Here is a 13,905-nt window from a genome sequence, read left to right as displayed (position 1 = left end):
TTTTTATTCGTGCTTATTTCTGATTAAAAAATGTAAGTATCGATTGCATCAGCCGGTCTCTCGCCTCGCCGGTGCGAACCGACTCAAAGGGGAAGCCGAGGATACATGTTTTGTATTTGCCCTGATAAGCTACTCCGGCGCTGATATTGTTCTCGGCATATCGTAAGATCGTGTGTCCGCCTTCTCCGGCCGGTTCGATACCGTCCGGCGACTCGACCACATACGCCGTTTTGTTCAACAGATGGTGATAGTCATATCGGCCTGAAAAGACGGGAAAAGGCGACGGAGCGCTTTTGACTTCGCCCGTGATGGCCGCCTGACCGGTGCGCCACTGAAAACGGAGCGTGTTCGTTGCGAACTCACGATCGGCCGGTGTCGCTGCCGGATGATCCCATAAGTCGGAACCGACGTAGGCTCCCGATACAAAGATATGACCGCCCGACTGACAATAAGCCGTTATGGCTTCCTGCAACCCTGTGCTGAAAGTCTTGAACTGTAAGGGAACAACGCCTCCACATCCCATTTTCGTCTGTCGCTGTTTACCCAGAATCAGGTCGACGATGGGATAATCGCTCAGAGAGAGTTGTTTCGATTCGATGGCCTCGTTGCTGCAGGAAACAAACGAATAACCGGCTTTGAGAATGGAATATCCATGTATCGACGGGTAGTCGAACGTGTTTCCGGCAACCACTAACGTGTCGCAGTTCGAGTGGCTGTCGCCGAACCCGGCAGCGTCGTCGTCTACCCATGGAGTCGAGCGCCGAAATTCTTTCATCGGACCTACATAGCTGATGTCATGAAGATACGGCACGCCGTGATCGATCCAGTCCGTAAATCCGGCAATGCTGTCGCCCGTAAAATCAGCCGGTGCCGAAATCCGGTCGAATCCGTTGACGATCAAAACGGTTCCTTTTTCGTTTACAGCGCGTGCCGCCGAAAGAATCTCGGACGGGAAACTTTCACCTCCCTCGTTTAAGGCTGTGACCTTGTAGCTGTAGATGATGCCGGGCGACTGTATGTTCCGGAAGGAGTTCCGTTTGACGAGCGTGCCGTTATCGAAAGCTCCATCGCCGATGCGTGTATAAACAATGTACTGTTGAGCTTCGGCTGTGGACTCCAACGGGTCGGACACGGCCTGCCAAGAGAGCTCGACTTCATTCGGACCGACAAATTGCAAGCGCAGATGATCAACCGGCAGGGGTTGTACCGCGTATTTTTGCGCGTATTGCGAGCATATAAACCGGAGCATGCCTTTGTAGATAGCACGACTGACAGTAAACCGGAAACGGGGATCGATCCCGTAGCGCATATCGGCAAAATTCTGATGCGAGAGCAGTTCCAGCAGCATGGTCGGTACGTGAGGCGTGCGTGCTTCGGAATATGGCTTGTCCCACATGCCGCGCCGGCTCCATCGCGGTTCGTACAGCGACCGGATGTCGTTCACGATCTGACTCTGGATCAGGTCGGTCAGCTCACGCGCAGCATAGCGTGACGTGCCATTGGCATATTGTCCGTCGTATACGTCGGTGAAGAAAATGCCGAGTGTACCGACAATCGAGTCATCGGGTGTTGTTCCGGCATCGGAATGGAAGGCAAAAGCCAGATCGATGGGAATATTCAGCCCTTTTTCTTTCGGGTTGAGAGATGATCCGCCACACAAGTAATTAACCCATTTGCCGCGTGAGCGATAATCGTCTGTATAGTCGTTCTTTCCCTGACTGTCGGAATAGATCGTATCGGGGATACCGGCCCATTGCATCCAGTAACGTGCCGCTTCGGTGAAACGCGGATAACCGCTGACTTCGTTGGGACTGTCGATGGCCGGGAGCATCTCGGCCGTACCCGGGGTATCCGAACTTTTGACGTTGGCTGTTACCGTCGCATCCTGCGAAGTTCCCCGCGCAATATTTCCGTATCCTCCTCCTATCTTAACGGCATCGGCCGAGATAAGTTTGCCGGACTCGGATGAGCGGTTGCTTAACACCACCTTATTGGCATCGTTTTTACCCTTGTCGAAGTCGAAATGTCCGAGATAAATCCATGTTCCTCCGCCCATTTGCTGGTTAACGGAGAACTCGGAGCATTCTCCTCCGTGATATACGGTATAGCGTGCGTCCGTCGTGCTGTTTGCGAAAGTCCGGTAAGAGACGTAAACGGCATACCTGCCCTTTTCGGGGATGTCGGGAATCCATTCGGCGCGGCTTTCAGCTCCTTTCCGGATACTTTTCGTCACTCGGCAGGTCCCTTCCTGAAACGGATTTTCAAAATCGACATAGTGCTTGCGCAGGTGAGCGAATCCGGAACCTTCTCCCGTGCGCCAGCCGTTCGTTGCCGTGTGTTCGATGTAGTGCGAGTTGTTCCGGCATCCGTCGTTATCGATGATAATTTCTGTTGTCTGTATGTCACGCTCGCGCGGGATCAGCACATTCGCACCGGCATTTTCGAGCATCGGAATCAGATAAGGCAACACAAAACTCTGCGTATACAAATCTTCTACGGTCTGGAAGGTCCGTGCACGTTGCCATTCCCAGCGGTTGAGCTTCGACTCGTAGTAGAACCCATGACTTTGCCAAAGAGCTATGTGCCTGTTTTGCAATCCGTATTTCGGTGAGTAAGGAACGGAGAGTCTGGTTACCAGTGGTTTGTTGACTACCTGCCGGAATGTCTTTTGTTTGTTGTCTTTCTTTGTTCTGAACGCAAGAGGTATAAGCTCTTCGATAGCGTGATGTTCCGTTCTTACCTGAACAGTATGTCTTTTATATTCCTCTGGCAGGAGGCTTTTGATGTTACGGTATATTTCAGCCACATTATCTTCCCGGAAAGGGAGATAAGAGCAATTTGTATTGGCAAAAAAGACAATCCGATTCTTTCGGATATCGACCGAGTCGATCGCAATTTTTCCGATCGAAACTTCTTTTTTGGAAAAAGCGGTTAAATAGCTACCTGTTTGTTCCTGTACGTTCTTCGGAAAGGTTTGCGCTTGTATAGCCTGTGAAAAAAGACTACAACAGAGCACCCACCATAAACACATTCTCTTATGCCCGAATCTTCCGGCTGTTTTTTTATACTTCATCTGTCTATAATCAAATTTGCTTTTTGGCATACCCGCTGTTCGGAAAAAAAGCAATTATCCCTTTTGATATACAATAATAATGTATAAGCCTCTCCTTGCACAGTGGATATGTTTCTTTTGTTATACTACGGACAAAGATACGCCATTGTTTTAATATCGGAAACAAAGATTCCGATAATTTTTGAATTATACTTATTAATTTGCAAATCGAGCTCGTGGTTAGGCTGTGACTAACGCGACTTTTCAGGCGTTTTTTTGCACGAAAATTATTTGTAGACTTGTGAAAAAAGGTCTTTATATCAACTTGAAAATAAAGATAATCTATGTGTGATTAACCGAGTGAATCATCGGTGCCGATAAAAAACAATGAACAGGCTGCGGTTAACATACATGAGAAAAGAGTGGCTTGTAGATGATTGTAAAAAAAACTATTATCTTTGTGTTTGAAACAGTATCTTTAATCGGGATGAAATTAATAGCAGAAAGCGGATCAACGAAAACAGAATGGTCTTTGGTAGAAGGAGAGCATCTGATACAGCGTGTGTTTACGGAGGGACTTAATCCTTTTTTTCAAACAAGAAGAGAAATCAGTCGGAGTATCAGGCTTGGGTTGCCCGACTCTTTTTTTAAGCGCAAACTGGAGCAGGTCTTTTTTTATGGGGCGGGATGTACTTCGGCCGAAAAGAAGAGTGTAGTAGAAGCTTCTTTGGTAGCCCAGTTTAAAACGCCGGCTTATGTGGAAAGCGACCTGTTGGCAGCCGCCCGGGGGCTGTTTCAGCACGATTCGGGGATTGCATGTATCCTCGGAACGGGTTCAAACTCGTGTTTTTATGACGGTCATGTCATAGTTAAGAATGTACGCGCGGGGGGATATATCTTAGGCGATGAAGGCAGTGGCGCAGCCTTAGGAAAGCAATTTCTCTCGGATGTTTTGAAGAAATTGGCTCCGCAAGTGCTGATCGATGACTTCTTTGAAAAGTATGACTTGACCCCTCACGATGTAATGGATGTTGTTTATAATCGTCCGTTTCCCAATCGTTTTTTAGCGGAGCAGTCTTGTTTTTTGGCTGATTATCTTCGTCTTGATTATGTAAAAGGATTGCTGCTCTCCAATCTCCGGAGCTTTTTTCTGCGCAATGTGATGCAATATGACTATTTGAATTATCCTATTCGCTTTGTCGGATCGGTAGCATATAATTATGCGGATTTACTGCATCAGGTTGGAAAAGAGTTCGGAGTAGAGCTAAGCGTGGTAGAAGAAACCCCTATGGGCGGACTGATCAAATACCATGCCTTCCCTCCGGATGATCCGGAAAGCTGATTTTCTGATTTTTTTATCTCTTTTTTCCGCCTTTTGTCGTTGGTTTGTAAAGATATAATTGTTAAAATTTAAACCTAATATATAAAAAAACAGAATAAAAGTTCTTAATGTGAAAATTATAATATATCTTTGCTTGTACAAAAATGCAAAATATGAATATGAAGCAGGAATAGAAATAACAAAAACATTATTTAGAGATGTTCGATATATTGATGTGTAGAACGTCGGTTATTCCGAACATCTCGATCTTAAAAAAAGGAACATTCTTAAAAATTAAAGACAAAAAACAAATAAAGACTTTTTTACAGGACATAAACTTGAAAAACAAATTGTATCATGATAAGAAAGTGTACCATGGGAAGAAAAATGAAACTATTACTCTCCGTACTTTTATTGAGTGTGGGAGTTGCAATGGCACAAACCCGTATAACGGGTAATGTAACAGACGAGAAGGGCGAACCGGTCATCGGCGCTTCGATCCTCGTTAAAGGAACAGACCAGGGAACAGTTACGGACTTGGATGGAAATTTCAGTTTGTCGGTTTCCTCTTCAAGCGGAAAAAACTATTTAATCATCTCCTATATGGGGATGAAGACACAGGAAGTTGAAGCTAAGCCGAATCTGGCAATCGTTTTGAAGGAAGACGCGACTGCGCTTGGCGAAGTGGAAATTACGGCTGAGTTCGGGATGAAGCGTGTGGCTCGAGCCGTAGGTTCGTCGGTGCAAAATGTAAAAGCCTCCGATATTATCGAATCGGGACGCGACAATTTTATTTCAGCGTTGCAGGGACGTGTGGCCGGTATGACCGTCAGCTCTTCCGGGGGAGCACCGGGCGCTTCCAATACCGTTGTATTGCGCAGCTTAACGTCTATTTCCGGAAATAACCAACCACTATATGTGGTAGATGGTATTCCGATGAACAACAGCACCTTCGATCCCACAAGCGTGGGAGGCGGCTTCTCTCCGAGAAATCTGGATTTTGCTTCGCGAGGCAATGACTTCAATCCTGAAGATATCGAATCCATGACCGTATTGAAAGGGGCGGCGGCCGCGGCTCTTTATGGATCGGATGCCTCGAACGGGGCCATTATTATCACAACGAAAAAGGGAAGAAAAGGAAAAGGACGTGTTGCCTACAGCAATACCTTCCGTTGGGACAAGGCATACGGTTATCCGGATATCCAGACAAAGTATGCCAACGGATCTTATGGTACGACCAACTACTTTTACACAAAACATTTCGGGGGGCTTTATCCCGAAGGGATGCCGTTGTATGATAATTTCAACTCCGTATTGCAGACAGGATTCAGTAACAAACATAATATTTCGGTCGAAGCCGGAAGCGACAAAGCTACGTTGAGAGCAGGGGCATCGTACCTGAATCAGACCGGAGTAATTAAAACGACCGACTATTCTCGCTTTAATCTGAGTTTATCAGGGAAAGCTGAAATTACCTCATGGCTGAAATTTGAAGGCAGTATGCAGTATTCCTCCACGCAAAACACAAAAGTTCCGCGTGGCGTAGACGGGCCTTTGTTCTTAGCGATGAAGTGGCCGCTGGTCGACAATATGTCGGAATATTTGGCCGCTGATGGTGCACACATGAGATATCCACGTTATTATACCGATACCGATTTGCTTAATCCTCTTTTCGGACTGTATAAGAATAAATTCTACGACGAATCCGATCGTTTTATTTCGAATGCTTCCGTAACGATTACTCCCATCAAGAATGCGTTCTTCAGGGCACAAGTAGGGTGGGATGTCGGTATGCAAACATTTGAGACTTCCAAACATCCGTATTACTACAAAACGAACAATGGTGATGGAACTTATGTCTTGACGAAATCGAACTTTTCCGATCCGACGTTAAATTTACTTGCCGGATATAATGACAAATATTTGGATGATAAGTTTACCTTCTCTGTGCAGTTTGGATATCATCAACTCCAGAATGGGATTACCCGATTAAGTACGAACGGATCGAAATTTATTATTCCCGATTTTCAGTCAATTAATAATTGTGAGCCTGCAACCGTATCGTCAACAAAACGTACGACCAAACGCCGTATTCAGGCACTCTCGACACAAGCAGAGTTCGGTTATGACAATATGGCTTTCCTAACGTTCCGGGCAAGAAATGACTGGTCGTCCACATTGCCGAAAGCCAATAATTCCTATTTCTATCCGGCGGTAGAAGGGGCCTTTATCCTGACGGAACTCCCTTTCCTTAAAGATAACAGGATGATCAATTATCTTAAGATAAGAGGTTCTGTTGCCCGTGTGGGAAAAGATGCCGGACCGTTGGAAATCGATCCTCAATTGGAAGCTACGAAGTTGACCGGCGGTGGATTTAAATATGGATTCACCGGCCCCAATAAAAAACTGAAGCCGGAGATGACAACTTCCAGAGAGATCGGTTTTGAAGGGCGTTTCTGGGACGATCGTATCGTGGCAGATTTTACTTATTTTGCAACACATTGTTCCGATCAGATCGTGAAAGGGTTCCGTCTCAGTTATGCGACCGGATTCGTTTTGAATAACATGAACGTAGGAACGTTCGATACATGGGGATGGGATAGCCATGTGGATGTGGATATTATCCGCGGAGCAGATAACTTACGTTGGAATATGGGAGTCAATCTGTCGCATGCGAGTTCGAAAGTCGTTTCTTTACCTGAAAATGTAAGCGAGTATTATAACTGGATGACATGGAGTTCCGGAAATATTCGTAACGGGATTATGATGGGACATCCGATTACGACCCTTACAGGAAAAGCGTATCAACGCAACAAGGCCGGCCAAGTGCTGATTGATCCTACCACAGGGCTTCCTATGGTCGATAGCAAATGGAGCGTTTTGGGCGACAGAGAACCTAAACTGCGTTTCGGGATTACATCGAGTTTAAGCTATAAAGGCTTCCGCTTGTCAGCCATGTTCTCGGGCCGTTACAAAGCAACGGTGGTAAACGGAACGAAACGCTCGATGATGCAGAACGGAACAAGTTGGGAATCGGTCGATTTGCGTGAACGGGGGCCGGTTATCTTCAACGGAGTACTGAAAGACGGAAAAGAAAACTCGGATAACCCCACAAAGAATACGATTGCCGTCGATTATTCGACCTTTGGTTCTTCCGTTTATAATGGAGGTGATGAAGACTGGCTTGAAAAGAATGTACACTATCTTCGTTTGAGCGAATTGCGTCTGATGTATCGTATTCCATCCCAATGGCTGAGAAAAACGAAAGTAATTTCGGATGCAAGCATCCATCTTACCGGAAACGATTTGTTTACATGGACGAACTATTCAGGTATCGATGCTGTGGGGAATACGGTATCGGCAGCAGCCGGTGGTACCGGTGGCGAAGGATACGATGTGTGGTCCATTCCAAATCCGCGCGGTATGTCGATCGGTTTCAACTTAACGTTTAACTAAAAACTTAACACTTACTGAGATGAAAAAAATAACGATGATAATAGCATCCTTGTTTATCTTCCTGACCGGTTGTGAAGATTATCTGGATGTGAACAGAAATGTGGATGCTCCCGACCATGTCGAAGGATATTTGTATCTGGCCGGAATACAACAGTCTTATTTGGGAGTATATTATGAGATAAGAGGTCTTGGACCAATGACCCAAATGATGGGAACCACAGCTCTTTACTATACAAATTTTGCGAATCATTATTATGCGCAGGGAAATGATGCTTGCGGTGAAATCTGGCGTATGACCTACTGGAATCAGGGCATGAATCTGGAAAACATGATTAACCAGTCGTTGGCTGCCGAAGATTGGACGCTTGCCGGTATCGGCTATGCGATCAAAGCTTACTCGTGGGATATGCTTGCTAAAGAGCATGCAGAACTACCCATGAAACAGGCATTTGTTGATGGGTTGCTATCGCACGATTACGATTACCAGAAAGACGTTTATAAACAAGTGCGTGAATGGGCTTACAAAGCCATTGAACTGCTTGAAAAAGAAGATAATAAAGATTATGGTACGAAGATTAGCGCGAATGACTTTATTTATCAGGGAAATAAGGCAAAGTGGATCAAGTTTGCTTATGCGGTCCTTGTGCGCAATTTAGCTTCTTTATCGAATAAGACAAACTTTGTTTCGGATTATGCTCCCGAGCTGATTCAATGTGCCGGCAAATCGTTCGAATCTCCTGACGATGATGCGGTTGTAAAGATTGCTGGAGGCTCTCAAAGTGCTCCTTACGAAGATTATAACAACTTCTGGGGGACGGCACAAAAAAATCTTACATATAACTATTTCCAGCATGAATATGCCGTGCAGGTATTTACGGGGACTGTGCCTAAATACGATGAAGGTACCGGTGAAAAAGTGCGAACGGAAGGAAATGATTATTATCCGTATGAGCTTGCCGATAAGCAAATCATTTGCGACACACTGGTAACGGAAACCGGACACTACGATCCGAGGGTGGCAGCCAAGTTAGCGACGACGAGCGATCCGGAATATAAAAACATCGATAATGCGGACAGTGTAAAAAGGTATAAGTATTACGGCGGGTCTTTTACCGGAGCAAGTGGTTCGATCGGTACTGCACCGTCTTTTTACGGCCGGAGAATTGCTTCTGAATATCAGGGAAGTATTCATGACGGGAAAGGACGTTGGCTCTATCATGACGAAGCACCTTATATCTTAACCACATGCGCTGAAATTAAGTTCTGTCTGGCTGAAACCTATTGGAAAATGGGCAAGAAGAATGAAGCTTTTGAAGCGTTTAAAGAAGGAGTAAAAGCAGACCTCGATTTTACAGTCCGATACCTTATGCCCGGCACGGTGGGCAAAGCCGAAGGAGGAGACAAAATAACCAAGAAAGTTTTCAACGATTTGGCGATTAAATACCAGACCGGTCCTTTCGTCGAGAAACTTCCAATGACCGATTTTTCTCTTTCTCACATTATGATGCAGAAATGGGTGGCTCTTTATCCGTGGGGAGCTCACGAAGCATGGGTAGACATGCGAAAATATCATTATGATATTGAGTATACTGGCGAATATCCTTCGAAAGGGAACGGTTGGGATGTGAGTACCGTTACACAGAAATGGGATACGAATCCAAGTAAAGTATATAAAGGGTTCTATTTGGCTCCGGCTCAGGTGCAAGGACGAAAAAGTTCATACAATGTGAAGAACGAGGGCTCTCCGTGTTACAGAATCCGTCCGCGTTATAATTCGGAATATATGTGGAACAAGGCATCATTGGAGGCGTTAAAACCCGTATCGGGAACAGCCGACAATTATCAATGTTCGATACCCTGGTTTGCTTATCCGGGTGAAGTTCCTGCAGCAGTCAAATAATTTATTCATTTATAATAACTATTCGCTATGAAAGTCTTTAAATATATTTTTTATACGGTTCTTTTAATGGGATTCGTAGCATGCGAAAAGCATGTAGTGGAATATGATACGACCGACCTCTCGGACGTGGCGGAATTTCAGTTGCACTATTTTGTTCCTGTCGATGCAAAAGCGAGCAACTATATCTATAAGATTGAGATCAATCATGACGTTTACGTAAACAATAATGCAGCTCTTCTGACAACATACAATGCCGTACCTAATGGCTCTGTGGGTCGATTCTATACAGCGAAGGTCGGAGAAAATCAGATCAAACTATATAAAGATAAGAAGTTAGACCTGGTATATGATCAGGCCTGTTCCCTGAAAAAAGGCAAGCAGAATATCTTTGTGTATGATTTTAACAAACCTCCTGTGGTGTTTGATAACGGTCATCCGTATGTAACGAATATATCGGAAAATACGGATTCCGTTTGCTGGGTCAAGTTCTATAATTTCCTGTATGAAAAAGAAGGCGTTCCGACCGATCTGAAGTTGCAGTATCAGTATCAATACACATTAGATTATAAGACCAAGGAAAAAAGTCAGTGGGCTGATGTCGGAAAACCGGTTGCTTTCGGTGAAACGACCGGATGGCAAGTGGTAAAGCTGAAAAAAGAAGTCTTTAACTCATCGGGAAAATGTCGAGTAGACTACCGAATCAAAGTGATAGATGCTTCTGGTGACCTTGGTGATGAATTGCAGGTAATGAATACAAATGGAAAGTTTATCGGCTATTCAGATCATAAGGATGGCTATATAGGTAGACGATATCATCATGTATTGTCCGGCATGCGTGCGGCAAAACCCGTGTCTGCCGTCAGACAGTTTCATGCATTGTAAAATTGTAAAAGAGGTAGAATAAAAATTACATTCCTTCTTTACTGCATTGCTATATACCAAATAATAAATGATATGATGGGAAGAAAAATGAAACTATTACTCTCCGTACTTTTATTGGGTATGGGAGTTGCAATGGCACAGACCCGTATAACGGGTAACGTAACGGACGAAAAGGGCGAACCGGTCATCGGTGCTTCGATCCTCGTTAAAGGAACAGACCAGGGAACAGTTACGGACTTGGATGGAAACTTCAGTCTGTCGGTGCTTACAAACGCAAAGTTGGTCATATCGTATATAGGAATGAAAACGCAGGAAGTCTTAGCCACCCCCAATCTGCGCATTGTTCTGCAATCCGATACCGAGTTATTGGACGAGGTGGTGGTGACTGCCATGGGGATAAAGAAGGAGCGAAAAGCTTTGGGGTATGCCGTGCAAGATGTAAAGAGCGAGGAGTTATTGAAAAACAAAGCCCCGAATTTGATCAATTCTCTGGCCGGAAAGATTGCCGGAGTCAATATTACACAAAGCTCCGGATCGGCAGGTGCAGGTGCGCAAATTGTGCTTCGTGGAGGAACCTCGCTCGAAAGAGACAATCAACCGTTATTTGTGGTAGACGGGGTCATTTATGATAACTCTACCCCAGTCGGTGGAAACTCCGGCTTTGACGGAGCGACCAGAAACTCTACAACGTATGGGAATCGTGTAATGGACATCAATCCGGAAGATATAGACAATGTATCCGTACTTAAAGGTGCGGCTGCGGCTGCTCTCTACGGTTCTCGTGCGGCTGCCGGTGTCATTGTCATTACGACCAAAAAAGGAAATACCGACGGGAAAACGGAGGTAACACTTAGCTCCCGTTATACGTCCAATTGGGTCAATCGTTATCCGGAAGAACAAACCCGATATAAAAGAGGGTCTTATAATAATATCGGAAATTTGAATACAGATTGGATCATGTCGTCGTGGGGGGAAGCTTTCGGTCCGAATGACACTCAACATGAAAATATTCGGGATTTTCTACAGACCGGTTCGAGCTGGGATAATACTGTAACCATATCCGGAGGGAATCAAACGGGAAGTTTTTACCTTTCCGCTTCACATTATGATCAGGATGGTATTGTACCTAAGACCGGGTATGATAAAAGTACCGTTCGTTTCAATGCAGACAGAACATACGGAAAGTTTAATATTGCGATTAACTCGGCATTCTCCAAATCAAGCACTCAGAAGACCTTTACTTCCGGTGGGCTTTACAATGCAAGCAGTAACGGGGCGATGGAAGCCGTATATTTATGGCCCAGAAGCGAGAACATGTCGAAATATTTGAATGAGGACGGAAGTAAATATCGTATATTTCAGGGATTAGATCCTCAAAACCAATCATTGGATAACGATATTGAAAACCCGTATTGGATCATCCATAAAAACAGAATTGGTGATGAAACGACTCGCTTATCGGGTTCCGTTACTCCAAGTTATAAATTAACGGACTGGTTAACGTTGACTTACAGGATGGGTATAGACCGTTACAATATGACTGACAGAACGGTGATTGCAGAAAACGGAGCCGTAGCGCCGGAGTTTCAGAAAGGTCGTTTGTCCGAGAATGACGTAACGTATGAGTACCTGAACTCGAATCTGATGTTAACCGCGTCTAAAAGGGTCAATGATTTTGATCTGAATCTCCTTTTGGGACAATCGGTAGAAGATACGAAATCGACGGTTAATCGTCGTACGGGTTATAAATTTATTGTTTCGGATTTTCCGAGCTTTGATAACATTAACGATGGTAACAAACGGCTGCAGTCGAACAGAACGCAAAAAAGACTCATGGGAGTCTATGGAGAGTTCAGAGCTTCGTACAAGAGTCTGCTTTATTTGACACTTACGGGACGAAACGACTGGACCTCTACCTTGCCTGTGGATAACAGATCATACTTTTATCCTTCGATCGGAAGCAGTTTTGTCTTTTCGGAATTGTTTCCGGAAAACACCATATTTTCTTTCGGGAAAGTGCGTGCTTCATGGGCGCGTGTCGGAAAAGATACCGATGCGTATGCAACGACAACGTCTTTGTTTGCCCCCTTGGAATTCCTTGCGGGAACAGGAGTAGGAAACAGTTGGGAAAGAGGAAACCCATACTTAAAACCTGAAATTACGGAATCTACCGAGTTAGGGTTAGAGATGCGATTCCTGAAAGGGAGAGTCGGGTTTGATGTGACCTATTACACCAATAACAGTAAAAACCAAATTGTTTCTCCCCGTCTGAGCCAGGCCAACGGTTATATTCTCTATAAAGTGAATGTAGGAAACATTTATAACAAAGGGTTGGAACTTTCTATTACGGGCACTCCTGTCCAAACAAAAGACCTTCAATGGACAACGACGCTTAATCTGGCAGGTAACAGAGGAACTGTCGACAATCTTTTGGATGGTATGAAGTTACTTTATGTTACCGATGTTCAGATTGGTGGTGTAAAAGCAGCATCCGTCAACGGAGGGGATTTTATGGCTATTACCGGCAATAAGTGGAAACGCGATGACGCAGGGAATCCGATTCTCGATGCCATCACCGGTATGCCTACGTATGATAATACCCAAACAAACTATGTGGGGAACCGTGAGCCTAAGTTCATCGGAGGATGGAACAACAGCATTCAGTGGAAAAATTTTAATCTCTCTTTCCTTCTTGATTTCAGAGTTGGTGGAGATATCTATAACGGTACCGATTATTTCATGACGGTTAATGGAAGGAGCAAACGAACCGAAAACAGAGAAAAACTTACGATAAACGGTGTGGTGCAGACTGAAAAAGAAATTACGGAAAACGGAGAAACTAAAAAAGTGCTTGTTTCTGAGCCCAAATCGTTTACATTTGAAGCAGATAAACGCTATGATATCCTGAACAAGGACGGTTCCGTCAAAACGTACCGATACGGACGTGAGATTATAGAGGAGTATTACAAAACATATTATCCTGCCGAAGCCGCGAATTTTATTACAAAGACGAATTGGTTAAGATTACGTTCTCTCTCTCTATCATACTCTCTTCCAAAATCGTTGCTGGCAAAAACCGGCTTTATAAAAGCTTGTACGGTTTCAGCTACGGGAAATAATCTTCTGCTCTTTACGAATTACAAAGGTCTCGATCCGGAGGCCAGTGTCGCCGGGTCGGGAGTTACCGGTTCCAGTTCGACCGGAATAGATTATTGCGGAGTGCCCAACACGATGAGTGCATCGTTTGGCGTTAACTTGACTTTTTAATACTTCAAATAAAGAGAAAGGAACAGA

General features: G+C 44.7%; 6 protein-coding genes. 5 read left to right on the top strand and 1 reads right to left on the bottom strand.

Annotation, left to right across the window (positions count from 1 at the left end):
- Nucleotides 1–13: 13 nt before the first annotated feature.
- Nucleotides 14–3,073: a golvesin C-terminal-like domain-containing protein gene (locus BFO_RS00180; protein ID WP_046472605.1), complete on the bottom strand. Its 3,060-nt coding sequence runs from the start codon at nucleotides 3,071–3,073 to the stop codon at nucleotides 14–16.
- A 466-nt stretch (nucleotides 3,074–3,539) separates the two neighbouring features.
- On the opposite strand from BFO_RS00180, the gene BFO_RS00175 reads away from it, so the two are divergent.
- From BFO_RS00175 to BFO_RS00155, 5 genes are all read left to right on the top strand, one after another.
- Nucleotides 3,540–4,394, top strand: coding sequence for a hypothetical protein (locus BFO_RS00175; protein ID WP_041590480.1), 855 nt, complete (start codon nucleotides 3,540–3,542; stop codon nucleotides 4,392–4,394).
- A 336-nt stretch (nucleotides 4,395–4,730) separates the two neighbouring features.
- Nucleotides 4,731–7,829, top strand: a complete 3,099-nt coding sequence (locus tag BFO_RS00170) for a SusC/RagA family TonB-linked outer membrane protein (RefSeq protein WP_014223521.1) — start codon at nucleotides 4,731–4,733, stop codon at nucleotides 7,827–7,829.
- A 34-nt stretch (nucleotides 7,830–7,863) separates the two neighbouring features.
- Nucleotides 7,864–9,729 carry a SusD/RagB family nutrient-binding outer membrane lipoprotein gene (locus tag BFO_RS00165; protein ID WP_244262929.1) on the top strand — a complete coding sequence of 622 codons (1,866 nt, stop codon included), beginning with the start codon at nucleotides 7,864–7,866 and terminating at the stop codon, nucleotides 9,727–9,729.
- Between the two features lie 66 nt (nucleotides 9,730–9,795).
- A complete protein-coding gene (locus tag BFO_RS00160; protein WP_208854692.1) occupies nucleotides 9,796–10,611 on the top strand; it encodes a hypothetical protein in 816 nt (271 codons plus the stop codon).
- A 72-nt stretch (nucleotides 10,612–10,683) separates the two neighbouring features.
- Nucleotides 10,684–13,878 carry a SusC/RagA family TonB-linked outer membrane protein gene (locus BFO_RS00155; protein WP_014223518.1) on the top strand — a complete coding sequence of 1,065 codons (3,195 nt, stop codon included), beginning with the start codon at nucleotides 10,684–10,686 and terminating at the stop codon, nucleotides 13,876–13,878.
- Nucleotides 13,879–13,905: the final 27 nt, after the last annotated feature.

Source organism: Tannerella forsythia 92A2 (assembly GCF_000238215.1).
Lineage (GTDB): Bacteria > Bacteroidota > Bacteroidia > Bacteroidales > Tannerellaceae > Tannerella > Tannerella forsythia.
Note: the sequence above shows the minus strand (reverse complement) of the source record. Positions and strands in the feature narration are given on the sequence as shown.